This window comes from Luteibacter yeojuensis (assembly GCF_011742875.1).
In the GTDB taxonomy this organism is placed as follows: domain Bacteria; phylum Pseudomonadota; class Gammaproteobacteria; order Xanthomonadales; family Rhodanobacteraceae; genus Luteibacter; species Luteibacter yeojuensis.
The window spans coordinates 1-25115 of sequence record NZ_JAAQTL010000001.1 but is presented as its reverse complement, the minus strand read 5'-3'; the positions used below and the strand labels follow the sequence as shown (position 1 = coordinate 25115).

Genomic DNA, 25115 nt, shown 5'->3' with positions numbered 1-25115 from the left:
CGTCGATCAGACGGCAATATGAAGGTAAGCGGAGAGACCGCTCAGAAACATCTGAACCGACAGGGCGATAAGCAACATGCCCATCAACCGCTCCATGGCGGTAAGCACGCTTTCGCCCAGCCAGCGGAACAGGAAGGTGGAGCTGAGCAGGATCGCCGCCGTGGCAAACCAGGCAAGGAAGAGGGCGATGCCCCACTCCGCCGTGCGGCCTGGCTGGGAATTGGTCAGCAGCAACAGGGCGGCCATTGCCGAAGGTCCGGCCACACCGGGAATCGCCATCGGGACGATGAACGGTTCGCCCTCCCCCGGCTTGCCGAACACGCCGCCCTCCACGGGCGGAAAGACCATGCGGATGCCGATGAGGAAGAGCACGATGCCGCCGGCGATGCTCACCGATTCCTGGCGCAGCTGCAGCACCTTGAGGATGTACTGGCCGCCCAGCAGGAACGCCACGAGCACCGCCAGGGCGATCAGCAGTTCGCGGATCATCACCTTGCGCCGGCGCTGCGGCGGAACGTCCTTCAGCAGGGCCAGGAACAGGGGAATGTTGCCCAGCGGATCCATGATGAGGAACAGCAGGATGCCCGCTGACAGGGTGGTCATCTGCGTTTCCATGGGTACAGCTCCTCAGTCGCGGATATCGAGCACGGTGCCGCGCGCGTTCGCGGCCGCCCCGGAAAGCAGGTACACGATCGCTTCGGCCGAGGCCGTGGGCAGCGGTTTTTCCAGGGTGTTCTCGCCGTAGTAGGCGGCGCGGCGCAGTGCCGTGCGCATCGGCGGGGGGAGCAGCGCGTGCACGCGCAGCGCGCCGCGGCCGTTCTCGGCATGCAGCACCGCGGCCATGCGCTCCACCGCGGCCTTGGACACGCCGTAGCCACCCCAGTGGGCACGGGAGACGAGGTCCGGATCGTCGAGCACGAAGACCACGGCGCTGTCTTCGGCCTTCGCGAGCAGGGGCATGCAGGCCTGGGTGAGCGCGAACGGCGCGGAAACATTGACCTGCATCGCACGCAGCCAGTCGTCCGGCTTGTGCATCGCGATGGGCGTGAGTTCGTTGAAGTGCGCGGCGGCATGCACGATGCCGTCCAGCCGACCGAATTCCTTCTCGATGCCTTCGGCCAGCGCGGCGTAATCGTTCGGCGTGGCGCTTTCGAGGTCGAGCGGGTGGATCACCGGCTCGCCCGCGCCGAGCGCCACGAGTTCGTCGTAGAGCTTCTCCAGGGCACGGACCTTGCGCCCGGTGATGACCACCGTGGCGCCCGCGCGCATCGCGGCCTTCGCCGTTTCGCCGCCCAGGCCGCCCGTCGCACCCGTCACGATGACCACGCGGCCGGCCAGTGCGCCGGGCGCGATCGCCCAGCCTTCGGGAAGGCGGGCGGACGGCAGGACGCTCACGAGGCCGCCCCCGCCACGTCTGCTGCCATGCGCTTCAGCTCGCCCGCGGCGTGCAGGTCTTCGACGATGTCGCAGCCGCCGATGAACTCGCCGAGGAGGAACAGCTGCGGAAAGGTGGGCCAGTTCGAGTAATGCGGCAGCCCGGCGCGAATGCGCGGATCCGCCAGCACGTTCACGAAATGGAACGTCGCGCCCGCGGCCTGCAAGGCCTTGACCGCCCGGTCGGAGAAGCCACAGGTGGGGTATTCCGGCGTGCCTTTCATGAAAAGCACGATCGGGTGGGCCGCCACGATGGCCTTGATCTCGTCTACGACGTCCATAGCTCGGTTTTCATCATTAGAATGCGAGTAGTTGCATAGTGTATCAGTCCCTTTCCCCCAGCCACCGCTAAGGAGTCCCGCAATGGCGTTCGAACTTCCCCCGCTCCCCTATGAGAAGAATGCCCTGGAACCGCATATCTCCGCCGAGACGCTGGAGTTCCACCACGGCAAGCACCACCAGGCCTACGTGACGAATCTCAACAACCTGATCAAGGGTACGGAGTTCGAGGGCAAGAGCCTGGAAGATATCGTCAAGACCTCCTCGGGCGGCATCTTCAACAACGCCGCGCAGATCTGGAACCATACGTTTTACTGGCATTCGATGCGTCCGGCCTCGCAGCAGGCCGAGCCGCCGGCCAAGCTGGCCGATGCGCTGGTCAAGGCTTTCGGCTCGGTCGACAAGTTCAAGGAAGAGTTCGTCAAGCAGGCCGCCGGCAACTTCGGCTCGGGCTGGACCTGGCTGGTGCAGCGTCCGGACGGTTCGCTGGCCATCGTGAACACCTCGAACGCGGCCACCCCGATCACCGGCAGCGACAAGCCGCTGTTCACGGCCGATGTGTGGGAGCACGCCTACTACATCGATTACCGCAACGCCCGTCCGAAGTATCTGGAAGCGTTCTGGAACATCGTCAACTGGGAGTTCGCGGCGAAGAATCTCGCCTGAGCACCTTCCCGCTGTAGGAGCCGCTATAGCGGCGAGGGAAATCTTGCGGGCGTGCTGCCAGGTTTCCTCGCCGCTATAGCGGCTCCTACAGAGGCCCTTGCCACAGGATGGGCCGGCGGGCCGGGACTAGCCCAGCACCTCGATCGCCGGGGCCACCTGGGCCTCGCGCCCCAGCCCCGACCCCACTTCCACCAGCTTCGCCCGCAGGCTGCCGGCGTCGCTGGCACAGATGGTCGCGTGACCCACCTTGCGGCCGGGGCGCGCTTCCTTTCCGTAGTCATGCCAGTGGCCATCGGCGACGGACAACACGGGCGCGGGATCGGGCATCTCGCCGATCCAGTTGAGCATGGCGCTCGCGCCGCGGGCGCCGGTATCCCCCAGCGGAAGGCCCAGCACGGCGCGGATATGGTTCTCGAACTGGCTGGTATGCGCACCCTCGATGGTCCAGTGCCCGGAGTTGTGCACGCGGGGAGCCATCTCGTTGCCGAGCAGTTCCCCGCCCCGGACGAACAGCTCCAGCGCGAACACGCCCACGTACCCGAGCCGCTCGGCGATGGCCTTCGCCTGCGCGACGGCGGCCTGCTCGAGTGCGTCGGACGTGCCCGGGGCGGGTGCGAGGCTCAGCGACAGGACGCCGTCGACGTGCCAGTTGCGGGTGAGCGGCCAGGTCCGGAACTCGCCGTCGCGGCCGCGCACGGCCACGACCGACAGTTCGCGGTCGAAGGGCACGAAGGCCTCGAGGATCAGGCCGTGCTTCGCCGCCGCCTCGCCAAGGGCCGCCCAGGCCGCGTCGATGTCGGCGGCCGTCTTCAGGCGGAACTGGCCCTTGCCGTCGTAGCCGAGCCGGCGCGTCTTCAGGATGGCGGGCAGGCCGATGCGTTCGACCGCCGCGACCAGGTCGTCGCGGGTGTCCACCGCGGCGAACCCGGGCGTGTCGAGGCCCGATTCGCGAAACAGGGTCTTTTCGGCAAGGCGGTCCTGGGCCACGGCAAGTGCCTGCGGATTGGGATGGACCGCGACCTGTCCGGCCAGGCGCTCGGCGGTCGCCGCCGGGACGTTCTCGAAATCGAAGGTGACGGCATCGACCCGGCGGGCGAAGTCCGCAAGGGCGGCCTCGTCGCTCCAGCCCGCGATGAGGAGCTCAGCGACCTGGCCGGCGCAGGCGTCGGCCGACGCGTCGACCGCCAGGGTGCGGATGCCCAGCGGCGCCGCGGCCAGGGCCAGCATGCGGGCGAGCTGGCCGCCCCCGAGGATGCCTACGGTAGGAAGGGCGCGACTCACGTGCGGGGATCCGGATCGTCCAGGACGGTACGGGTCTGCTCCGACCGGAAGGCGTCCAGCGCGGAGGCCACCGCGGGGTCGTGCAAGGCGAGCACCGAACCGGCCAGCAGGGCGGCGTTGACGGCGCCGGCCCGGCCGATGGCCAGGGTTCCCACCGGAACGCCGGCCGGCATCTGCGCGATGGAAAGAAGGGAATCCATGCCGTTCAGGGCCTTGGACTGCACCGGCACCCCGAACACCGGCAGGGGCGTCTTCGCGGCGAGCATGCCCGGCAGGTGCGCGGCGCCACCGGCGCCGGCGACGATGACCTGGATACCCCGGTCCCGCGCCGTGGCGGCGTAGTCGAAGAGCAGGTCGGGCGTGCGGTGGGCGGAGACCACGCGGATCTCATGCAGGATGCCCAGACGGGTCAGCGTGGCGGAGGCGTGCTCCATCGTTTCCCAGTCCGAACGCGACCCCATCACCACGCCGACGCGTGGCCTGTCCGCTTCGTTAGCACCGTTGGAAGTCATGGCCGGAGCACCCAAAAGTCGCTATTGTAAAGGCATTCCTTTCATAAGGTGGCCCCTCCGGCGGCCCTATCCATGGACAAGCGTCTCCTCGACATCCTCTGCTGCCCGGTCAGCAAGCGCCCCCTCCGCCCGCTTTCGGCGGCGGAGCGCGATCAGCTCAACAGCGCCATCCGTGCCGGCTCGGTCGACACCGTGGCCGGCGAAAAGGTCGCCGAGGCCATCTCCGAAGGCCTGATCACCACCGACGGCCAAGTCGTCTATCGGGTGGAGGACGGCATCCCTGTCATGCTCCCCGACGCGGGCATCGGTACCCTCCAACTGGCGGGCTTTACTCCGGAAACGGGTCGCGCACAAAATCCGTGACGCAAGTCACGCTATAAAGCATTCGTTCCCGCACAATGGCGCCTCGGGCGGGGGCCAGTACATATCCAGGATGCGCGATGAACAACGCGAGCGAGCCGTCCAACGTCGTCGATCTGAGCCAGCGCCTGGACCCGCGCAGCGAGCGCGTGGGCGAGCTGCTGGTGACGGTGCGCGGCCTGGCTACCAAGCGGTTGCACGCGCTGGCCTCGAACATGTTCGAGAACATCGACGACGCACTGTTCGACCTGGCCGAGAAAGCCGAGAACAACGCGGCACAGACCCAGTTCTTCGATGGCATGCGCGAAGTACGCAAGAAGCGCGCGATCGTCGAACGCACGTTCCTCGGCCAGGTCGCGCGTGACCTGGCCGATTTCTCCGCGGGCCGTACGCGTGCCCCGGATAGCGACGCGAACGCGCGCCCGCTCGCCAACATCGAGCTCAGCCTCGTCGGCGAGAACGAGCTGGAGGAATCGCTCGCCATCACCAGCATGATCGGCAAGAACGAGCAGCGCCTTGCGCGCGCCCTGTTCGCCGTGAACCAGCGCCTGTCGGTGATCTGCGGCGGCGCCAAGATGGACGACGCCAGCAACCCGGTCGGCCCCGCCTCCCTCGCCGGCGCGTTCCGCCAGGCGATGCGCGAGCTGATGGTCGAGGTCCGCGTCAAGCTGATCATCTACAAGCTGTTCGATCGCTACGTGCTCGCCGGCATCGACGAGCTTTACGACGACATCAACAATGAACTGGCGGCCGCCGGCGTGCTGCCCCAGCTGCGCCACGAGATTCCCACGCGACGCAGCGACGCGCCCGCCCCCATCGGCCCGGTATCGGCTGCCGTCGCGCCGGCGCAGGTCGCCGCGCCGGTCACGGACGCGGCCGCCGCCGAGTTCATGCAGTCGCTGCATGCGCTGTTCTCCGCGCGGCGCGGCGACGCGGCCGTCCTCGGCACGGGTGGGATGCCGCTGGCGACGGGACCGTTGCCCAGCGCCACCGAGCTGCTCGGCGCGCTGACGCTGCTGCAGAGCCAGATCGCCGTGCTGCCCAGCAACGCGGCGCCGCTCGCCACGCAGGCCGACGTCACCCGCGACGTGGCCCAGCTGAAGGAACAACTGCTCGCCCAGATCGGCCAGTTGCGCGGCCAGCAGACCGCGCACGTGTCCGGCATGGACGAGGACACCATCGACCTGGTGGGCATGCTCTTCGAGTTCATCCTCGAAGACCACAACCTGCCGGCCGAGATGCAAGTGATGCTCGCGCGCCTGCAGATCCCCTACCTCAAGGTCGGCCTGCTCGACCGCCGGATGTTCGCGCACAAATCGCATCCGGCACGTCAACTGCTCGATGCGCTGGCCGATGCCGCGAAGGGCTGGTCGGCCGAGGCCGATCGCGACGGCCGCCTGTTCGACAAGGTGAAGTCGATCGTCGAGCGGCTGCTGCACGAGTTCGACGACGACGTGGCCATCTTCACGAAGCTCGCCGCCGAACTGCAGGATTTCCTCGATGTCAGCCGCAAGCGCGCTGAACTGGCCGAGCAGCGCGTGGCCGAATCCACCCGCGGGCGCGAGAAACTCGAACACGCCCGTCGTCGCGCCGCGCAGGAGATCGTCGGCCGCATCGGCGGCGCCTCGCTGCCGCCACTCGTTTATGGCGTGCTCACGCGTGCATGGGCCAACTACATCGTGCTCACCCTGCTCCGCCAGGGCGAGGAGTCGCACGAGTTCCGCGAGTCGCTGCGCTTCATCGACGAATTCATCGCCAGCGCGCGTCCCGTGCACGACCTCAACAGCCGCCGCGACCTGCGCGCCATGCTGCCTGGCATCGAGCGCGGCCTGCGCCGCGGCCTGGCCGCTGTCGCCTTCCAGGAGGCCGATACCGAACAACTGCTCGCCCAGCTGCACGCCTTCTATCGTCAGCAACTGGGTGAGGCGGCGCCGGAAACGGCCTCGGGGACGATCGTCGCCAGCGTGATGCCGCTGCCGGAAGCGATCCAGGCCATCGAGGAACCGGTGGCCGCGCCGGAGCCGGACGACGAGGTGGATTCCCTCCTCGACGAGGCGTTCGACGAACGCTACCTCGCCCAGGCGCGCGAGCTGAAGGTGGGTCAGTGGCTCGAATTCGTCGCCGCCGACGGCACCACCGACCGCGCGAAGCTTTCCTGGATCAGCCCGATCAGCGGCCGCTACCTCTTCGTGAACCGTCGCGGCCTCAAGGTGGCCGACCACAGCCTCGCGGGCCTTGCCCAGGCCTTCGCGAACGGCACGGCGCGTGTACTCGATTCCACGCTCCTGTTCGATCGCGCGATGGACGCCATCGTCGAGAAGCTCCGCCAGCCGGAAGGCTGATCCGCCCGGATCCCCTGTAGGAGCCGCTATAGCGGCGAGGAACCCTCGCGACCGCGTCGCCAGGCGGGTCTCGCCGCTATAGCGGCTCCTACAGGACCGGCGAAGGATCTTGGTAAGGTAGCGGCCTCTTCCATGGACACCGCCGCACGATGAACCCACCCGACCCGCGACACCTCGCCGAGGCACTCCCGCCGGCCAGCGAGATCCTTGCCGATGTGGAACGCGCCTTCGCCGAGGATGTCGGCCCTGGCGATGCGACCGCCGACCTGCTCGATCCCGGCGCCTCCGCCACGGCCGTGCTGACGTGCCGCGAAGATGCGGTCCTCTGCGGCTCGGCGTGGTTCGACGCATGCTTCCGCAAGCTCGATCCGGACGTGCGGATCGAATGGCTCGCCAACGACGGCGACCGCGTCGCGCCTGGAACGGCCATCTGCCGGCTCGCCGGCAAGGCGCGCGCACTGGTGACGGCGGAACGCTCGGCGCTGAATTTCCTCCAGCTGCTCTCCGCGACGGCCACCGTCACGGCACGCTACGCCGAAGCGATCGCCGGCACGCACACGCGCGTTCTGGACACCCGCAAGACGATCCCGGGCCTGCGCCGGGCCCAGAAGTACGCGGTACGTTGCGGTGGCGGCACCAATCACCGGATGGGCCTCTTCGACGCGATGATGCTCAAGGAAAACCACATCATTGCCGCCGGGGGCATTCCCGCCGCCGTGCGTGCCGCACGCGCCATCCATCCGGACCTGCCGCTGATCGTCGAAGTGGAATCGCTGGATGAACTGGCGCAGGCGGTATCCGCCGGTGCCGACCGCGCCCTGCTCGACAACTTCACGCCTGAGATGCTGACCGAGGCCGTGGCCTTCACGGCGGGACGGATTCCGCTGGAGGTTTCCGGCAACGTCGAGATCGACACGATCCGCGCCATTGCGGAGACTGGCGTGGACTTCATTTCCAGCGGTGCCCTGACCAAGCACGTCCGCGCCATCGACCTGTCGCTCCGCCTCGACCTGTAGCAACGGTCGTTGTGGGAGCCGCTTCAGCGGCGATGGGTGCTCGCGGCACGCTGGCCCGCTGCCGCGGGATCGCCGGCACAGCCGGCTCCCACAAGCGTCCTTCCGGCCCACTCTTCTGTAGGAGCCGCCATGGCGGCGAGAAGCCCACGGAGTGACGAAGCGGCGAGGCAAGTTCCCCTCGCCGCCATAGCGGCTCCTACACAAAGGTGGGGGTTGTGGTCTGCCCGGGCCGGCCACACACTCACGTCATGTCTTCCATCACCGACCTCATCTGGTTGCTGGTCCTCGCCGCCGGCGTGGCTGCCTGGTATCGCCTGACGCGGGCGCGCGAGGTTGCGGTGCGGGCCGCCATGACGCTGTGCAAGCGGCATGGGCTGCAACTGCTGGACCAGAGTGTCGGGCTGCGCGCCATCCGTTGGCAGGGCGTCGACGGCGTGCGTCGCCTGGAGCGCTGCTACGCGTTCGAGGTGAGCGAAGACGGACAGACCCGCCAGGCCGCGCGACTGTGGATGGCAGGCAACGATGTCGCCAGCTTCTCGCTGCCATTGTCGGGAGCACCGGAGCTGGAGACCGTCGTGGCGACCGATGCCTATGTGCATACCGGCAACGTGGTGTCGCTTGCCGATCGGCGGCGGTTGCATTGACTGAGGGGCCGGGCTCTCGCCGCTATAGCGGCTCCTACAGTGTTAGCGGCATCTTGTAGGAGCCGCTATAGCGGCGAGAACACTTCGCCGCAGTCCAGAACAGCCCGCCCTAAGGCGGGCTTCATTTATTTCACGACGCGCAAATGCGGCGCGCCGCGCTTCGGACGGTCGTCGTCGCCGCCGGTGGGCTCGGGCGATTCGCTGGCTTCGTCGGCCGCTTCGGCGGAGTTCGCGGCGGGAGCCTCGTTGTCGTCGGCCGGGAACATCATGCCCTGCCCGTTTTCCTGTGCGTAGAGCGCCAGCACCGCCTGGACCGGAATCACGATGGACTGACTGACCCCGGAGAAACGCGCCTGGAAGGCGATGCGGTCGTTACCCAGGTCGAGGTTGGCCACGGCGCGCATGGCGAGGTTCAGCACCACCTGGCCGTTCTTCACGACATGAGGCGGCACGCGGACGCCTGGCTGGGCGGCGTCCACCAGCACGTACGGCGTGAGGCCGTTGTCGCTGATCCAATCGTAGATGGCCCGCAGCAGGTAGGGGCGATTGGACGTCATGCCCGCGCTTTCGTTCGTATCCATGGGTATGTCCTCGGGCAACGCCAGAGGAGAGTTTAAGGGATCGAGGCGGCCGGGGCTAACCGGGAACGAAATTGAAGTCCGGACGCATGTCGCGCTCTTCCGGCGTGAGGCTGCGCGCGAAGCCCTGGCTGTGGAACAGCCGTTCGCCATAGTCGACGATGGGCTTGCCGTCCTTGCCCAGGTCCACGCCCAGGTGCGGCAGGCGCCACACCACCGGAGCCACCAGGCAGTCGATCAGGCTCATTTCCGGGTTCAGGAAGAAGCGCGAAGCGCGGAACAGCGGCACCGACGCCAGCAGGTGCTCGCGCAGGCGCTTGCGTGCCCCGTCGGCGGCCTTGCCACCCTCCCCGATCGTGTCGATCTCGGGCAGCCAGTCGTTCTCGATCCGCCAGGTGGCCAGGCGGAGCCGGGCGCGCGAGAGCGGATCGATCGGCATGAGCGGCGGGTGCGGATACCGTTCGTCGAGGTATTCGACGACCACGGCGGGATCGTAGAGGGTGAGGTCGCGGTCGACGAGGGTCGGCAGGGTGCCGTAGGGGTTGAGTTCCAGCAGGTCCGGCGTGGGCTGATCGGCTTTCAGGATGATCCGGTCGTAAGCGACGCCCTTGGCGGCCAGCACGAGGCGCGTGCGGTGGCAATGGATGTCGTCGGCGCTGGTGTAGAGCGTCAGAGCCGAGCGCGAACGTGCGTTCTGGACCATGCTATCGATCTCCCTCCCTGCTGCCTCGAAGATGACGGGGCGGCCGGCGGGCCGCCCCGTCGGGACGTCAATCAATGACTCTCGTGGACGTCCTTCCAGTACTCATGCTTCAGAAGGTACAGGAGGAAGGTCAGGCCGGCCAGAAACAGGATGACCCAGACGCCGATGGACTGGCGCTCGAGGGCCGCAGGCTCGGCGGCGTACTCGAGGAAGGTGGTCAGGTCGCGGGTGGCGCCCTGGAACTGCTCGGGCGTCATCCGGCCCGGGGTGGTGATCTGGAGCTTCTCCACCATGGCTTCCTGGCCCGGACCCGCCTCGCCGTGCACGGCGGTCTGCAGGCCCTGGAGCTCCCAAAGCGGGTTGGGCATGGAGGCGTTCGGGAACACCGTGTTGTTCCAGCCCACCGGACGGGTCGGGTCCAGGTAGAACGAGTTGAGGTAGTTGAAGATGAAGTCCACGCCCTTGGCGCGGGCTTCCAGCGAGAGGTCCGGCGGCTCCTTGCCAAACCAGGCCTTGGCGCCTTCGGCCGGCATGTGCGAGATGACCGGCTCGCCGAACTTGGCGCCCGTGAAGTTGAGGTTCGTCATCACCTCTTCCTCGGACAGGCCGAGGTCGGTGGCGAGGCGCGAATACCGCACGTACTTCAGCGAGTGGCAGCCCACGCAGTAGTTGAAGAACAGCTTGGCGCCGCGCTGCAGCGACGCCTGGTCGCCGATATTGGTGCCTGCCGGGGTCAGGCCCTCGCCTTCGGCCGCCAGGGCCGGGACGGTGGCGACCGCAAGGCCCAGCGCGAGGGCGATGGAGTAGATAGAGCGCTTAATCATGCATCGTCACCCGTTCCGGAACCGGCTTGGTCTTCTCGAAGCCAAAGCGCGTGTAGACCCATACGAATACGAAGAACCCGAAGTAGCCCAGCACCATGAGTCGGCCGAAGGCGTTCTCCCAGGTGGTGACGTCGGCACCCGGGAACCACTCGGGGATGACCTCGGCGGTGACGCCGGCGCCGACCAGGCCAAGGGCCAGGAACGAGACGGCGAGCACGCCCAGGGCGATGCGGAAGCCGAGGCCGCGGTAGCGCACCGAACGGACCTCGCCCTTGTCGATCCACGGCAGCAGCGCCAGCAGCAGGATCGCGCCGAACATGCCGATCACGCCCCAGATCGCCGTGCCGAAGAAGGACGGGATCATGCGCAGGATCGCGTAGAACGGGGTGAAGTACCACGACGGCTTGATGTGGCTCGGCGTGACGAGGTTGTTCGCCGGGGTGAAGTTGTCGTGTTCGAGGAACCAGCCGCCGAAGGTCGGGGCGAAGAAGATGATGAAGGCGGCGATGGTGAGGAAGAAGCCGACGCCCACCAGGTCCTTCACCGTGTAGTACGGATGGAACGGGATGGCATCGAGGGGCTTCGCCGGGTTCCACTTGTTGCCCTTCGGCCCATGCTTCACGTCCACGCCGTCCGGGTTGTTCGAACCCACCTCGTGCAACGCGGCGAGGTGCAGCACCACCAGGAGCAGGAGGACGAGAGGCAGCGCGATCACGTGCAGCGCGAAGAAGCGGTTGAGCGTGGCGTCGGCGGGCAGGAAGTCGCCCATGATCCATTCCACCAGCGACGAGCCGATGTAGGGGATGGTGCCGAACAGCGAGATGATCACCTTGGCGCCCCAGAACGACATGTTGCCCCACGGCAGCACGTAGCCCATGAAGGCCTCGGCCATCAGCACGAGGAAGATCAGCATGCCGAGGATCCAGACCAGCTCACGCGGACGCTTGAACGATCCGTACATGATCCCGCGGAACATGTGCAGGAACACCACCACGAAGAACAGCGACGCGCCCGTGGAATGCATGTAGCGGATGAGCCAGCCCCACTCCACGTCACGCATGATGTACTCGACCGAGTTGAACGCTTCGAGCGCACTCGTCTTGTAGTTCATGGTGAGGAAGATGCCGGTCACGATCTGGTTGACCAGGACCAGGAGCGCCAGCGAGCCGAAGTAGTACCAGAGATTGAAGTTCTTCGGCGCGAAGTACTCCGTCATGTGCTTCCGGTACGTCGGCGCCAGGTTCGGCGCACGCTCGTTGACCCAGTCGCCGACGCGGGTAAAGACGTTAGCCATCAGCCTGCCTCCTTCGGATCGACGCCGATCTGGATGTGCGTGTCGTCCACGAAGTGGTACGGCGGCACCGGCAGGTTCTTCGGGGCGGGCACGCCGCTGAAGACGCGGCCCGACAGGTCGTACCGTGACTTATGGCAGGGGCAGTAGAAACCGCCCTTCCAGTTCGCGTCGAACGGCTCGGGCTTGATGTCGGGCACGAAGTCCGGCACGCAACCCAGGTGCGTGCAGAGACCGACGACGACCAGCCACTCGGGTTTGATGGACCGGGTTTCGTTCGTCGCGTACTTCGGCTGCTGGTCCGCGTCGGACGACATGGGATCCAGCAGGCGGGGCTCGAGGCCCTTCAGCTGCGCCAGCTGCTCCTTCGTGCGATTGACCACGAACACCGGAAGGCTGCGCCACGCATAGGTGACCTTCTGGCCGGGCTCGATGGCACTGATATCGACCGTGACAGGCGCCCCCGCTGCCTTTGCCCTTGCGCTCGGTTCCCACGACTTGATGAAGGGCACGACCGCCGCGACCACTCCCGCCCCGCCGACAACTGCTGTCGTTACGGTTAGGAAGCGACGGCGCCCGTGATCGACGACTTCGTTCGCCATCAGGCTCTCCGGAACTTATGCCATTGAGAATGCGGACCCCATCGCCGGCTCTTTTCGGAAATCGGCTTCCGCAAATCGCGTCAGTGTAACGTCAGCACCAGCCACGTACAATAAACTGAATGCCAGCTCGTACCTCATGAGGGACAGGGCTGCCACGGAACCGCCCGGATGCGGTATTGGTTCGCAGGATCCCTCGCCCTTCCATGAAAGACGCCGCCCGCACGTTCGCCTTCGTTGCCCGCTTCGTCGTGCTAGGCCTTGCCGTGGCCTTCGTCGTAGGCCTGTTCTGGCCTGGCAGCGGCGCGTTCCTTCGGCAGCGATTCGGCGGCCCGGCGACGAAGCAGGTCGCCGCGCCCGCGGCGGCGCTGGGATCGGGCCCGGCCTCGTACGCCGATGCCGTGGCCAAGGCCGCGCCCTCGGTCGTAAATATCTACGCCAACAAGCTGGTGACCGAGCAGCCCCGCGAGCTTTACTCGGACCCCGTACTCCAGCGCATCTTCAGCGTACCCACCGGTCCCGCGCGCACGCGGCGCCAGCAGAACCTCGGGTCCGGGGTGATCGTCAGCGACGATGGTTACGTTTTGACCAACAACCACGTCATCGCCAACGCCGACGACATCCAGCTGCTGCTCTACGACGGCCGCGTGGCGAGCGCGCGGGTGGTGGGCTCCGACGACGAGACCGACCTCGCCGTGCTCAAGGTGGACGCCGGCAACCTGCCCGCCATCCACATGACCGATGCGGACGACCGTCCCCGCGTGGGCGACGTGGTACTGGCGATCGGCAATCCCTTCGGCATCGGGCAAACGGTGACCATGGGCATCGTCAGCGCCATCGGCCGCCAGCTCAACCTCTCCAGCCTCGAGAACTTCATCCAGACGGACGCCGCGATCAACTTCGGCAACTCGGGCGGCGCGCTGGTCAACGCGCACGGCGAACTGGTGGGCATCAATACCTCGCTGATCGGGCAGGCCGTGGGGGCCGAGGGGATCGGCTTCGCCATTCCCGTGCAGAGCGCGCGCGACGTGCTCGACCAGATCGTGCAGACGGGTCACGTCGTGCGCGGCTGGATCGGCGCGGACTATGGCGCGGTTCCCGTTGCCGCCGACAGCGGGCTGCCGTCGGCGGCACGCGGCGTGGTGGTCAACGACGTCTCGCCCGGCGGCCCCGCCGCACTGGCGGGCATCCGGCAGCGCGACGTGCTGCTGAAGCTTGGCGACGAGGACATCCTCGATCCATCCGACCTGCGCCGGCACGAGGCCTCACTGAAGCCCGGGGTGCCGGTGCAGATCTCGGGATTGCGTTACGGCGCACCGTTCACCGCGACCATCACGCCGACCCAACGCCCGCCGAGCGCGCCGATGCAGGCCCTGCGCCAGCCCTGATCGCTTCGCTGTAGGAGCCGCTATAGCGGCGAGGGAACCTCGCGACCGCGTCGCCAGGTTGCTCTCGCCGCTATAGCGGCTCCTACAGATCCGGAGTCAGGCGCCGCGATCGGCCAGGGGAATGCCCGTGGCGGCGTGCCGCTTCAACGTTTCCGCATAACGCTTGCGCAGCACCCCCACGCGCTCGACGTAAACCTGCGTTTCGTCATACGGCGGCACGCCGTTGTACTTCTGCACCGCGCCCGGCCCCGCGTTATACGCCGCCGCGGCCAGCTTCTCGTTCCCGTTGAAGTTCCTCAGCAGCAGGGCCAGGTAGCGCGCGCCGCCGCGGATGTTCTGGCCAGCGTCGAAAGCATCGAGCACGCCCATGTCGCGCGCCGTGCCGGGGATCAGCTGCATCAGCCCCTGCGCCCCGGCCACCGAAAGGGCACGCGGATTGAAGGCGCTCTCCGCATGGATGACGGCGCGCAGCAAGGCCTCGTCCACCCCGAACTCGCTGCTCGCCGAACGGATCGCGTCGCCATACGAGGTGAGGTTCAACGCCACGCTGTTCCAGTCGATCTTCGAATGCACGTCGCAGGCCGCGCAGGTGGCGATATAAGTAAAGAGCATCTTGATGCTCTGTCCTTTCGCCCCGCCGCCCGGCGGGATGTTGGTGTATTCCACGCCGCCGTCGGCGCGGGTAATCCGATAGACGGCGCCGCGCAGCACGCGCGAACCTTTCGGCGCGGCAGACGCGGCGCTCGCCGCAAGATCCTGCGACGACGATTCCCGGTAATCCCAGCGGCCCTTGGGCGCCGTGACCGGAGGCAGGGCCTCGCCTTCCGTAGGGCCGCCGATCACGGAGGCGGTCACACCGACGAAGGAGGCGGCCGTGGAGGGTGCCGTCACCACGGAGCCCACCACCCCTTCGAGAGAGGGTTTCGCGGGAGCGCGCTCCGCCACGACCCCCTTGGGGCGAGCCGCGCGCGGATTTGGCGTACTGCCGATCCGCTTGCAGTCCTTGTAGCCCGACGTGCTGCCGGAAAAGACGGTTTCCCCCGTGCTGCCGGTACACCGGTAGAGCGTCCCCGCGACGGCAGGCCCGGCGCACAGGCCGAGCAGCAGGACGCACCCGATCGCGGTCCTGCGAAGGACCGTGCGGAAGGAGAGGAAACGGCAGGCACGATGGCCGGCGCTGCCCCCTGGCGTCGCATCTTGGACCATGGGCGCGAGTGTGCCCGAGCCCCCTCCCCCTGCCAAGGGCTCTTTACGTGACGATGTTCACGCAAGTCATTGATCCATGGCGGGCATCTGGCAACGAGGCGCACCCCGGCGTAAACTGCGCGGTTCGGTCGCCCCCCACGAAACCACGGTACCCAGGCCCATGAGCGGCAAGCTTTTCATCAAGACCCACGGCTGCCAGATGAACGAGTACGACTCGGCCAAGATGGCCGACGTTCTGCGCGCGTCGCACGGACTGGAACTGACCCAGGACGAGGCCGAGGCCGACGTGATCCTGGTCAACACCTGCTCCATCCGCGAGAAAGCCCAGGAAAAGGTCTTCAGCCAGCTCGGTCGCTGGAAGGCGCACAAGCAGGGCGATAAACCCGTGCTGATCGGCGTCGGCGGCTGCGTGGCCTCGCAGGAAGGCGACGCCATCATCAAGCGCGCACCCTTCGTCGACCTGGTGTTCGGCCCACAGACCCTGCACCGCCTGCCCGAGATGATCGAGGCGCAGCGCGCCAGCGGCAAGGCGCAGGTGGACATCAGCTTCCCCGAGATCGAGAAGTTCGACCGCCTGCCGGAACCGCGTGCCGAAGGCCCCACCGCCTTCGTCTCCATCATGGAAGGCTGCTCGAAGTACTGCTCGTATTGCGTGGTGCCGTACACCCGCGGCGAGGAAATCAGCCGCCCGTTCGACGACGTGATCGTCGAGGTGGCCCAGCTCGCCGAGCAAGGCGTGCGCGAGGTGAACCTGCTCGGCCAGAACGTGAACGCCTATCGCGGCCCCATGCACGACGGCGGCACCGCCGACCTCGCCGTGCTGATCCATGCCATCGCGCAGATCGAGGGCATCGGCCGTATCCGCTTCACCACCTCGCATCCGCTGGAGTTCTCCGACTCGCTGATCGAGGCCTATGCCAACGTGCCGCAGCTGGCCAACTACCTGCACCTGCCCGTGCAGGCCGGCTCCGACCGCATCCTCGCGGCCATGAAGCGCGGCTACACGGCGCTGGAGTTCAAGCAGCGCATCCGCAAGCTGCGCGCCGTGCGTCCGGATATCTGCGTTTCTTCCGACTTCATCGTGGGCTTCCCCGGCGAGACCGAGGACGACTTCGAAAAAACCATGAAGCTCATCGGCGACGTGGGCTTCGACCAGAGTTTCTCCTTCATCTTCTCCTCCCGCCCCGGCACGCCGGCGGCGAACCTCGCCGACGACACCCCGGCCGAGGTGAAGCACGCGCGCCTGGCCCGCCTGCAGGCGGCGATCAACGAGAACGCGCGCAGGATCAACGAGGCGATGGTCGGCACCGTGCAGCGCGTGCTGGTCGAGAAGCCCAGCCGGAAGAACCCGAACGAGATGACCGGACGCACCGAGAACATGCGCTACGTGAACTTCCCCGGCCACCCGCGGATGATCGGCCAGTTCGTGGACGTGACCATCACCGAGGCGATGTCGAATTCGCTGCGCGGACGCGTCCGCCTGGATGACGAGGTCGCCCTCGCCTCGTGAACGCCATGAGCCAGCTATCCCAGCGCGACTTCGCGCTCGACCCGGAAGACAACACCCGCCTCGCCAACCTCTGCGGACCTCTCGACGAGCATATCCGCCAGATCGAGCTGCGCCTGGGCATCGAGATCGACCATCGCGGCAACCTGTTCCGCGTGATCGGCGAGGAAGCCTCGGCCAAGGCCGGCGAGCAAGTGCTCCGCACGCTTTACGCCGCCACCGAGCACGAGACGCTCAACGGCCAGACGATCAACGTGCGCCTCGCCGAGTCCGGCATCGACGCATTGAACGAGCAAGCCGCCGAGTCCGCGCAGGAAGTGGTCATCAAGGTGAAGCGCGGCGTGATCAAGGGCCGCGGCCCCAACCAGGCCCGCTACCTGCATGCCATCACCACGCACGACATCAATTTCGGCGTGGGCCCGGCCGGCACCGGCAAGACCTACCTCGCCGTGGCCAGCGCCGTCGAGGCGCTGGAAGCCAATCGCGTGCAGCGCGTTCTGCTGGTGCGCCCCGCCGTGGAAGCCGGCGAGAAACTCGGCTTCCTGCCGGGCGATCTCAGCCAGAAGATCGACCCGTACCTGCGTCCGCTCTACGACGCGCTGTACGAGATGGTGGGCTTCGAAAAGGTGTCGAAGCTGATCGAGCGCAACGTGATCGAGATCGCCCCCCTCGCGTACATGCGCGGGCGTACCCTCAACGATGCCTATGTGATCCTCGACGAAGCGCAGAACACCACCGTCGAACAGATGAAGATGTTCCTTACCCGCATCGGCTTCGGCTCGGTGGCGGTGATCACCGGCGACGTGTCCCAGGTAGACCTGCCGCGGAATGTCCGTTCCGGCCTGCGCCACGCCATCGAGGTGCTGCGCGGCGTGGACGGCATCAGTTTCACTTTCTTCACCTCGCGCGACGTGGTGCGTCACCCGCTGGTGGCGAAGATCGTCCGTGCCTACGAGGCGTTCGAACAGAAGCAGGACGACGAGCGGTGAGCCACGTGGAGGTCGCGGTGGGCTACGCCACCTCGCGCAAGGGGGTGCCCGCCCCGGCCAGCTTCCGCCGCTGGGTGGAGGCCGCGCTCAAGGGCGCCCGCCGGCGCAAGGCCGCCGAACTGGCCATCCGCATCGTGGACGCCGACGAGGGCCAGGCGCTGAACCGGCAATACCGTGGCCGCGACTATGCCACCAACGTGCTTTCCTTCCCGACCGAGCTGCCGCCCGGGGTGGACCTGCCGCTGATCGGCGACCTGGTGATCTGCGCGCCGGTGGTGACGCGCGAGGCCGCCGAACAGGGCAAGAAACCGGCCGATCACTGGGCCCACATGACGATCCACGGCACCCTGCACCTGCTGGGCTACGACCACATCGAAGAGGCCGAGGCCGAGGCGATGGAGGGGCTGGAAACGCGTATCCTGGCTGGCCTGGGCATTCCGGACCCCTACCGGGTCTGACGAACCGCCCCGATTCGCTCCGCTGTAGGAGCCGCTATGGCGGCGAGGAAACCTCGCGACATCCCCGCAAGATTGCCCTCGCCGCTATAGCGGCTCCTACAGGCGGCCGCCGGGCGTCGGCGACCGCCCTGAACCGTCACACGAATTCCAGTAGACTGACCCTTCCGCCCCGTCCGGGCAGAACAACAAAGAGTAATGAACGCGGACCCCGATAGTACCCACGGCCCCGCCCACCGCTCCTGGTGGGACCGACTGGGCCATCTGTTTTCCGGCGAGCCACGCAACCGCGACGAACTGATCGAGGAGTTGCGCACCGCCCAGACCAATGGGCTGCTCTCCAACGACACCCTGACCATGGTCGAGGGTGCGATCAAGGTCACCGAGCTCAGTGTCGACGACGTCATGGTGCCGCGTGCCCAGATCGTCAGCCTTCCCGTCGATGCCCCCCTGCCCGACATCCTCGCCGCCGTGGTCGAATCCGGGCACTCCCGTTTTCCCGTGCATGGCGAGGACAAGGACGAGGTTCTCGGCATCCTGCTGGCAAAAGACCTGCTGAAGTACTTCGGCCAGAGCGAAGGCTGCGACGTGCGCGCCCTGCTCCGCCCGGCCGTGCTGATCCCCGAGTCCATGCGCCTCAACGTGCTGCTCGCCGAGTTCCGCCTCACGCGCAACCACATGGCGCTGGTGGTCGACGAATACGGCGGCGTGGCCGGCCTCATCACCATCGAGGACGTCCTCGAGCAGATCGTCGGCGAGATCGACGACGAGCACGACGACGAGGAAGAACCCGTGCTGGTGCAGCCGCTGGACGACGGCGGCTTCGCGGTCAGCGCGCTCACGCCCATCGCGGATTTCAACGAGGTGGCGGGTGCGCATTTCTCCGACGAGGAATTCGATACCGTCGGCGGCATGATCACGTCCGAGTTCGGCCACCTGCCGGCCGCGGGCGAAGAGATCGCCGTGGGGAACTTCGTGTTCCGGGTGACCGAGGCGGACGACCGCCGCGTGCAACAGTTCCACGTGGCCCCTGCCAACAGCACAGGCTGACTCGACATTGTAGGAGCCGCTATAGCGGCGAGAAGACCTTGCGATGCCCTCGCAAGATTGCTCTCGCCGCTATAGCGGCTCCTACAGATGCATATCCGCGCCCCTAGACGGACTCTTATCGAACCGATGCGTCGCACCCTGATCTTCCTGCTTGCCCTATGCCTCTTGCCTGCCGCCCGCGCGGGCATCGTCGACGCGCCGGCCGCCAACCTCGAGATCTCGCTGATGACCTACGGTCCCGGCGACATCTACTGGGAGCGCTTCGGCCACGATGCGCTGGAAGTGCGCGACACCGTCAGCGGCGAATCCATCGCCTTCAACTACGGCGTGTTCGATTTCGACCAGAAGGGCTTCCTGCTCAATTTCGCGCGCGGCATCATGGCGTACCGCATGGATGCGGAAACCACGCAGTCGGATATCGATTTCTACGCCGGCGAAGGTCGCTACGTGCGCCGGCAGCATCTGGCACTGAACGACGAACAGAAGGAACGGTTGCGCCGGTTCCTGCTCTGGAACATCCGTCCGGAAAACGCCGGCTACCGTTACGACTATTACGTGGACAACTGCACCACGCGCGTCCGCGACGCGCTGGACGACGCACTTGGCGGCATCCTCAGCGCGCATTGGGTCGCCAAGCCGGGCGGCATGACCTTCCGCGAGCAGACTGTCCGGCTCATGAGCAATCAACCCTGGCTGATGCTCGGCATGGATCTCGGCCTCGGCCCCTACGCCGACCAACCGATGACCGCCTGGAAAGAGACCTTCCTGCCGATGACGCTGGAGTCCGAACTGCGCCAGGTTTCCGTGGACGGGAAGCCGCTGGTGGCCAAGGAGACGCTGCTGGTGCCGGCCCGCCTGACGCCCCCTCCGGAGGCGGCCCCGGACCTGCGCTGGCCTTTACTGCTGGCCGGCCTGGTGCTCGCCGTGCCGCTGGCCTTGCCAGCTATCTCCCGGCGCGGTTTCGCCCGCGGTGTCTTCGTCGCTGCCGGAACGCTCTTCACGGTGTTCGCAGGAATCGCCGGACTCTTGATGCTCGGCCTGTGGACGCTGACCCTGCACAGGTCCGCCTGGGGCAACTTCAACCTGCTGGCGTATTCGCCGTTCGCGTTGCTGATCGTGCCCGGCATCTGGCGCCTGCGCCACGCGGGGCGGCCGGTGAGCAAGCTGGCTTCCCGGGTCACGGCCCTGTCTTTCGCCGCGTGCGTCATCGCCCTGCTGCTGCACCTGTGGCCGGATTTCCCGCAGCGGAACCTTCCCTGGCTCCTGCTCGCCCTTCCCTGCTGGGCCGCCCTGACCTGGACCTTCTGCCGCCGGCACGATTAGGGCGGCCCCTGCTTCAACGGCCTACTTGACGGCGATGAGCTTCGCCAGCGCCGGATCCTCACTGCCGAACCGATAGCCGACATCGGAGAGGTATTTCGTCCCCCAGCCCTTCAGACGGTCCAGATGCTTCACGCCGGCATCGAAACGTGCCTGCGTAATGACTTCGCCTTCCTTGTCGAACATGCGCAACAGGCGCATCTTGTCACCGCAGACGCCGCTCAGCAGCGTCAGGCACGGTACCACGGGGACGCGCAAGGCCATGGGCCGATACCAATCGTTGAAGGCCGTGGGACGCGCGTGGAACGGGGTGTTGCCGTTGCGCGCCGCCCAATGCGCCCTCGCTTCCTCGCGGAAGGTGGCGAGGTAGAAGTAGTCGTGCGCGCGCCAGCTGAGCAACACCAGGGCCTCCACCACCGAGAAGGCCACGTTGACGACGGTACTGACGGTACCCGCACTCAGGCCCGTCAATGCCAGGCCGCCCGCGCTTTTCAGCACATCGTAAGTACCGCTGGCGAGGTTCAGGTCCATCGCCCGCTTGATGCCGTCGACCGTGCTGGTAGGAACCCCCGGCAGGATGACCACACCCCTGCCGTTTGCATAGGCACTATACCGGTCGAGCCCCGCCGAAGTGGCTTTCACCAGGCCGCCGATCAGGCCCACGGCGTCGGAAAGAACGGGGAATTGCTGCAACGCCCGCTTGGCCAGGTAACGGCAGATGAACTTGAAGCCTCCGGGCACCGAATCCCACATCGCCAGCACGTCCTCAGCGGTAAACTGCGTGCCCGGGGCCTTCGGCAGCCGCTCCGCGATGGTTTCGGCCAGCTTGAGGGCCAGGGTTTCCAGGTGGACGGCCAGGCGCTCGGATGCGTCGGCTCGCACCGGATCGCTGGACTCCGGCTCACGATCAAGCAACCACTTGCTCACGTCCGTCGTGCGTACCGCCCGCTGACCGTTACCCTGTCCCGTGAAGTCCACGACACCACGGGTAACGAAGGAAAAGAAATTCTCGTCCCATGTCATCGTCGAGAACAGATGGAGAATGCCCAGACGGGCATTGACCATGCCGGGCGACATGAAATCCGGGATGCCCATCGAAGCGTCCGTGTCGGCCGGAGCCGTGGGTGTGCGACTTGCTGTCATGATTCACTCCTTGATTGATACGTTCGAGAAGCACGCGCGCGCACGCTTCATCCATCTGACGCGCGCTCGCGGCAACTTCACGGTATAACTGGCCTACCGCGAAAGGTATCGGTCCGGTGCTGGGGCGTTGCATCCGCTTTGGACCTAAACTTCTAGGCATCTACCCGATCAAGAAACGGCCCATGGTCTCGCTCCCCCTCATCTCCGAACCGGCATCCAACCCGCCCTCCAGCGGTGGCATGGTCATCAATTGCGTGGCCTACCGGACCAACGGCCAGCGTATCGGCGACATCACCATCGAGGCCATCAGCGATGTGCTCAAGCAGCCCGACACCTTCGTATGGGTGGGACTGCATGAGCCGGACGAAGCCTTGCTGCTGAAACTCCAGGAAGAGTTCAACCTGCACGATCTTGCGATCGAGGATGCCCAGCACGCCCACCAGCGTACGAAGATCGAGGCCTATGGCGATTCGCTGTTCATCGTGGCGCAGACGGCGCAGCTGATCGGCGGCAATATCGCTTTCGGCGAAACGCAAATCTTCCTTGGGCAGCGCTACTTCGTGACGGTGCGCCATGGCGCGTCGCTCTCCTATGCGCCGGCGCGGCGCACCTGCGAACAGACGCCGGAACTGCTGGCGATGGGGCCGAGCTACGCCCTCTATGCCGTGCTGGATTTCATCGTCGACAACTTCCTCCCCATCGTTCGCGACTTCCGGGAAGAGTTGCACGAGCTGGAGAACGATATCTTCGCGGAAACCTACAACCGGCAGACCATCAAGCGGTTGTATGACATGCAGCGTGAGTTGATGACGTTGCGGCTGGCCGTCGTGCCGTTGCAGGATGTGGTTGCGCAGTTGACGCGGTTACATCCGCATCTGATTCATGACGAACTTCGCGCGTACTTCCGGGATATTTACGACCATGTTTTCCGGGTGAACGAGTCGATTTCGGCGATGCGCGAGATGCTGGGGGCGGCGATCAGTGTGAACCTTGCGCTCGTTACCTTTGGGCAGAACGAGGTGATGAAGAAGCTGGCCGGGTGGGCGGCTATGCTGGCTGCGCCCACCCTGATTACGAGTTGGTATGGCATGAACTTTGCGCATATGCCGGAGCTGGATAAACCTTGGGCTTATCCGGCGATTACCTGCCTGGTGGCTTGCATCGTGGGTGGCATCTTCATCGCCTTGAAACGCAACCGCTGGTTCTAACCCTTACCCTCACGTCGTTCCTGCGCAGGCAGGAACCCAGCGCCTTCCGCCCCGAAGTCAGAAACGCTGGGCAGTCACCGGAGCACCCTCCCAAACCATCCCGGCATGAGCACGAGCCGCCCGCTCAAGCCCCTTCTGCACCAGCGCCTCGATGGCCCTGAGAGCCAACGCCATATCTCTGCAATTCACCTCCGCTGCCTCTTCATCTCAAATCATCAGGTCTCGTAAGTACATATATCGGTGCAGGACAGCGATATCGGCCCACCAACGCTATCAATGGTGCTCCCGGGAACTGTCCGGCGCAGAACCTCGAGCCGAAGCATGCCTCCGGCGCGCTTCGTAATCTCGCACTAGCGATAGAGCGCTGGACGGAACGAGGAGATCGAGGACTGAAAAGTCTTCGCTACCCGCAATGCGGGCCTGTTGCTTAAGAATATCGCCAACAACGTTTAAATGAGAACGCACCTCCTCGGTCCGACCGGCTGCCAGCTTGCTCGCGAGGACTTCATACTCCCTCGCCTGAGCCTCGTCGTGCAACTGATTGTTGTACAGCCCGATCTCCAGCGCTTTAGTGAAACCAGCCCAATACGACATCCATCCCACCAGCAAGAATGCCGCCAGTATGCAAGCAACCTTGACCAAGGACATAACTTGCCTTCGTAACATCAGTCACTCCTCCGCGTGCATAAAGGCGCAATCGGGCTCCCTGAAGCGCCATTCTTCAATGCATGAAGCCCGGTCGACAATGCCAGGACATTTCTTGCTGCACTTGACGATCTTCTCAAGCATGGCGGCATGACACCCCGGGGCCCCCTTGCCTTTGGGTTTGAGCGGTTCGTTCGGCATCGGAAGCGGGCATTTGGGCGGCTGCGGGTTGATCTCACCCGTGGGCTCGCGTTTCTTTGCGAAAGGCCACCAATCGCCTCCCCCTGGGCAAAGTCCTGTCGGATCCGAAAGCATTGTCGGGACATTTCCGACATAGCTATAGAAGTTGGGTCCATCACCCTCGAAACGCATCGGATCCTCGCTTATGAACCGCCCCATGGCTGCGGAGTAGTACCGGGCCCGGTAAAAATATATGCCGTCGCCCTCCCACTCTCGACCAGTAAACCGGTACCAATTTTGACTTTCCATCCCAGAAGGTAAGCCAAATGCATCGTACGAATAACGCTCAACCAAAGACTGGCTTTCATCAGTAATGGCAAGCACGGTATTGAGTTCATCAGTCAGAAAGTCCTTCTCGCCGGAGGAAGACAATTCCGAAAAGCGTTGGTCCAACCCCTCACCATTCAAGAAAAACGTCGCAGCCCCATCTCGCGTCTCCATTACAGCATTTCCGCCATCGTACAAGTACGTCGTGGTCGACTCCCCTCTCCGCTCCGTGCGCCGACCCAGCGCATCATACTTGTATTCGACGCGGTCGCCGTTGGACAGCGTCATTGCTGATAGCTGCTGCCTAGCATTCCACTCGAATTTCGACTGGCCGTCGTCCTTCATTGACCCATTCGGATCATTCTTCACCGGCTTACCAGAAAAACTTTGAACCTGGTTGGCTACGTCGAATATCGAAGGTGCATCGCTCGGTGGCGTGAGAAACACGCTTACGGCATCGTCTGCCTGGGTCACCTTCCTCCCGACAACGTCATAGCCGTATGTCCTCTCACTGACCTGCCCCCACCAGCCGTACCAATGATCACTGTGAAAGTCCGGGGTTGAAGATGACTGCGTTGTTGTCCTGTTGTGCGCGGTGGTGAGCAGCGAATTGCGACGGTGGGATGCGGCCACAGCTGCTATGGGGGCGCACCTCGTTGTAATCTCGACGCCAATCCCCGATCACGCCGCGCGCTTGCGTCAGTGACGTGAACCAGTGCTCGTTGAGGCATTCGTCTCGGAACTTACCGTTGAAGCTTTCGATGTAGCCGTTCTGTGTTGGGCATCCCGGTTCGATGAGGATGTGCTCGACGCCATGCTGCTGCGTCCAGGCGATGAAAGCGCGACTGGTGAACTCCGGCCCATTGTCGGTGCGTACGGCGCTCGGGTAGCCACGGAAGCAGGCGGCCTGATCGAGAAGCCGTACGACGTAGGCGCCACTGATGCCGTGATCTACCGCGATGTCCACGCTCTCCCGAGTGAAGTCATCGACCACGGTCAAGCATTTGATCCGGCGCCCGTTGGCCAGGGCGTCGAAGACGAAGTCCATGCTCCAGGTGTCGTTCGGCCGACAGGACGCCCGCAGCTTCTGGCGCTCGCCGACCGGACGCTTCGCCTTGCGGCGACGACGCACCGACAGCTTGGCTTCCTGATACAGGCGATACACTTT

The 25115-nt window shown here is 65.6% G+C and carries 27 protein-coding genes; 12 read left to right on the top strand and 15 right to left on the bottom strand.

Annotated elements, in window-relative coordinates:
- Positions 1-6: 6 nt before the first annotated feature.
- The 3 genes from HBF32_RS00135 to grxD are packed head-to-tail and all read right to left on the bottom strand — an operon-like array spanning position 7 to position 1715.
- The gene (locus tag HBF32_RS00135) at positions 7-603 is read right to left on the bottom strand and encodes a YhgN family NAAT transporter (RefSeq protein WP_166697632.1); all 597 of its coding nucleotides are present in this window, start codon (positions 601-603) and stop codon (positions 7-9) included.
- Between the two features lie 24 nt (positions 604-627).
- Positions 628-1395 (bottom strand): SDR family NAD(P)-dependent oxidoreductase, encoded by a 768-nt coding sequence (locus HBF32_RS00130; protein ID WP_166697631.1) that lies wholly within the window; start codon positions 1393-1395, stop codon positions 628-630.
- The gene (grxD, locus tag HBF32_RS00125) at positions 1392-1715 is read right to left on the bottom strand and encodes a Grx4 family monothiol glutaredoxin (RefSeq protein WP_166697630.1); all 324 of its coding nucleotides are present in this window, start codon (positions 1713-1715) and stop codon (positions 1392-1394) included. The genes HBF32_RS00130 and grxD overlap by 4 nt, the downstream gene beginning before the upstream one ends.
- 82 nt (positions 1716-1797) lie before the next feature.
- Here grxD and HBF32_RS00120 point away from each other — a divergent pair, with 82 nt between their 5' ends.
- The gene (locus tag HBF32_RS00120) at positions 1798-2379 is read left to right on the top strand and encodes a superoxide dismutase (protein WP_166697629.1); all 582 of its coding nucleotides are present in this window, start codon (positions 1798-1800) and stop codon (positions 2377-2379) included.
- A 126-nt stretch (positions 2380-2505) separates the two neighbouring features.
- On the opposite strand, the gene HBF32_RS00115 is transcribed toward HBF32_RS00120, so the two are convergent.
- Positions 2506-3606 (bottom strand): 5-(carboxyamino)imidazole ribonucleotide synthase, encoded by a 1101-nt coding sequence (locus HBF32_RS00115; protein WP_166700379.1) that lies wholly within the window; start codon positions 3604-3606, stop codon positions 2506-2508.
- A 50-nt stretch (positions 3607-3656) separates the two neighbouring features.
- Positions 3657-4172: a 5-(carboxyamino)imidazole ribonucleotide mutase gene (gene purE, locus HBF32_RS00110; RefSeq protein WP_166697628.1), complete on the bottom strand. Its 516-nt coding sequence runs from the start codon at positions 4170-4172 to the stop codon at positions 3657-3659.
- Positions 4173-4244: 72 nt separating this feature from the next.
- Here purE and HBF32_RS00105 point away from each other — a divergent pair, with 72 nt between their 5' ends.
- From HBF32_RS00105 to HBF32_RS00090, 4 genes are all read left to right on the top strand, one after another.
- Positions 4245-4535: a Trm112 family protein gene (locus HBF32_RS00105; RefSeq protein WP_166697627.1), complete on the top strand. Its 291-nt coding sequence runs from the start codon at positions 4245-4247 to the stop codon at positions 4533-4535.
- 77 nt (positions 4536-4612) lie between these two features.
- Entirely contained in the window at positions 4613-6874 is a 2262-nt protein-coding gene (locus HBF32_RS00100; RefSeq protein WP_166697626.1) for a DUF1631 domain-containing protein, read from the top strand.
- Positions 6875-7023: 149 nt separating this feature from the next.
- Positions 7024-7890, top strand: coding sequence for a carboxylating nicotinate-nucleotide diphosphorylase (gene nadC, locus HBF32_RS00095; protein ID WP_166697625.1), 867 nt, complete (start codon positions 7024-7026; stop codon positions 7888-7890).
- A 248-nt stretch (positions 7891-8138) separates the two neighbouring features.
- Positions 8139-8534, top strand: a complete 396-nt coding sequence (locus tag HBF32_RS00090) for a DUF3301 domain-containing protein (protein WP_166697624.1) — start codon at positions 8139-8141, stop codon at positions 8532-8534.
- Positions 8535-8659: 125 nt separating this feature from the next.
- Here the strand turns inward: HBF32_RS00090 and HBF32_RS00085 are convergent, their stop codons facing one another.
- The 5 genes from HBF32_RS00085 to petA all read right to left on the bottom strand — a co-directional run bounded on the left by HBF32_RS00085 (position 8660) and on the right by petA (position 12532).
- Complete coding sequence (locus HBF32_RS00085) at positions 8660-9091, bottom strand: ClpXP protease specificity-enhancing factor (protein ID WP_166700378.1); 432 nt, start codon at positions 9089-9091, stop codon at positions 8660-8662.
- A gap of 79 nt (positions 9092-9170) precedes the next feature.
- Positions 9171-9815 carry a glutathione S-transferase N-terminal domain-containing protein gene (locus HBF32_RS00080; RefSeq protein WP_166697623.1) on the bottom strand — a complete coding sequence of 215 codons (645 nt, stop codon included), beginning with the start codon at positions 9813-9815 and terminating at the stop codon, positions 9171-9173.
- Positions 9816-9886: 71 nt separating this feature from the next.
- A complete protein-coding gene (locus HBF32_RS00075) occupies positions 9887-10639 on the bottom strand; it encodes a cytochrome c1 (RefSeq protein ID WP_193570305.1) in 753 nt (250 codons plus the stop codon).
- A complete protein-coding gene (locus tag HBF32_RS00070) occupies positions 10632-11933 on the bottom strand; it encodes a cytochrome b (RefSeq protein WP_166697622.1) in 1302 nt (433 codons plus the stop codon). Before HBF32_RS00070 ends, HBF32_RS00075 begins: the two co-directional genes overlap by 8 nt.
- Positions 11933-12532, bottom strand: a complete 600-nt coding sequence (petA, locus tag HBF32_RS00065; RefSeq protein WP_166697621.1) for a ubiquinol-cytochrome c reductase iron-sulfur subunit — start codon at positions 12530-12532, stop codon at positions 11933-11935. The genes HBF32_RS00070 and petA overlap by 1 nt, the downstream gene beginning before the upstream one ends.
- A 203-nt stretch (positions 12533-12735) precedes the next feature.
- Between petA and HBF32_RS00060 the strand changes: the two genes are divergently transcribed.
- Positions 12736-13917 carry a S1C family serine protease gene (locus HBF32_RS00060; RefSeq protein ID WP_166697620.1) on the top strand — a complete coding sequence of 394 codons (1182 nt, stop codon included), beginning with the start codon at positions 12736-12738 and terminating at the stop codon, positions 13915-13917.
- Positions 13918-14013: 96 nt separating this feature from the next.
- Here HBF32_RS00060 and HBF32_RS00055 read toward each other — a convergent pair whose 3' ends face one another.
- Positions 14014-15123 carry a lytic transglycosylase domain-containing protein gene (locus HBF32_RS00055; protein ID WP_166697619.1) on the bottom strand — a complete coding sequence of 370 codons (1110 nt, stop codon included), beginning with the start codon at positions 15121-15123 and terminating at the stop codon, positions 14014-14016.
- Positions 15124-15283: 160 nt separating this feature from the next.
- On the opposite strand from HBF32_RS00055, the gene miaB reads away from it, so the two are divergent.
- The 5 genes from miaB to HBF32_RS00030 all read left to right on the top strand — a co-directional run bounded on the left by miaB (position 15284) and on the right by HBF32_RS00030 (position 20447).
- Complete coding sequence (gene miaB / locus HBF32_RS00050; RefSeq protein ID WP_166697618.1) at positions 15284-16633, top strand: tRNA (N6-isopentenyl adenosine(37)-C2)-methylthiotransferase MiaB; 1350 nt, start codon at positions 15284-15286, stop codon at positions 16631-16633.
- A 5-nt stretch (positions 16634-16638) separates the two neighbouring features.
- The gene (locus tag HBF32_RS00045) at positions 16639-17619 is read left to right on the top strand and encodes a PhoH family protein (protein WP_166697617.1); all 981 of its coding nucleotides are present in this window, start codon (positions 16639-16641) and stop codon (positions 17617-17619) included.
- Positions 17616-18077 (top strand): rRNA maturation RNase YbeY, encoded by a 462-nt coding sequence (gene ybeY, locus HBF32_RS00040; protein ID WP_166697616.1) that lies wholly within the window; start codon positions 17616-17618, stop codon positions 18075-18077. Before HBF32_RS00045 ends, ybeY begins: the two co-directional genes overlap by 4 nt.
- Before the next feature lie 195 nt (positions 18078-18272).
- Positions 18273-19124, top strand: coding sequence for a CorC family transporter (locus tag HBF32_RS00035; RefSeq protein WP_166697615.1), 852 nt, complete (start codon positions 18273-18275; stop codon positions 19122-19124).
- 126 nt (positions 19125-19250) lie between these two features.
- Entirely contained in the window at positions 19251-20447 is a 1197-nt protein-coding gene (locus HBF32_RS00030) for a lipoprotein N-acyltransferase Lnb domain-containing protein (protein ID WP_166697614.1), read from the top strand.
- A gap of 21 nt (positions 20448-20468) precedes the next feature.
- Here the strand turns inward: HBF32_RS00030 and HBF32_RS00025 are convergent, their stop codons facing one another.
- Positions 20469-21587 carry a hypothetical protein gene (locus HBF32_RS00025; protein ID WP_166697613.1) on the bottom strand — a complete coding sequence of 373 codons (1119 nt, stop codon included), beginning with the start codon at positions 21585-21587 and terminating at the stop codon, positions 20469-20471.
- A gap of 182 nt (positions 21588-21769) precedes the next feature.
- On the opposite strand from HBF32_RS00025, the gene HBF32_RS00020 reads away from it, so the two are divergent.
- Positions 21770-22795, top strand: a complete 1026-nt coding sequence (locus HBF32_RS00020; protein WP_240147763.1) for a magnesium and cobalt transport protein CorA — start codon at positions 21770-21772, stop codon at positions 22793-22795.
- Between the two features lie 273 nt (positions 22796-23068).
- On the opposite strand, the gene HBF32_RS00015 is transcribed toward HBF32_RS00020, so the two are convergent.
- The 3 genes from HBF32_RS00015 to HBF32_RS00005 all read right to left on the bottom strand — a co-directional run.
- The gene (locus HBF32_RS00015) at positions 23069-23443 is read right to left on the bottom strand and encodes a hypothetical protein (RefSeq protein ID WP_166697612.1); all 375 of its coding nucleotides are present in this window, start codon (positions 23441-23443) and stop codon (positions 23069-23071) included.
- A gap of 21 nt (positions 23444-23464) precedes the next feature.
- Entirely contained in the window at positions 23465-24421 is a 957-nt protein-coding gene (locus HBF32_RS00010) for an RHS repeat-associated core domain-containing protein (RefSeq protein ID WP_166697611.1), read from the bottom strand.
- A 67-nt stretch (positions 24422-24488) separates the two neighbouring features.
- Positions 24489-25115, bottom strand: a 627-nt coding sequence (locus HBF32_RS00005; RefSeq protein WP_166697610.1) for an IS3 family transposase, incomplete at its 5' end; no start/stop codon positions are given.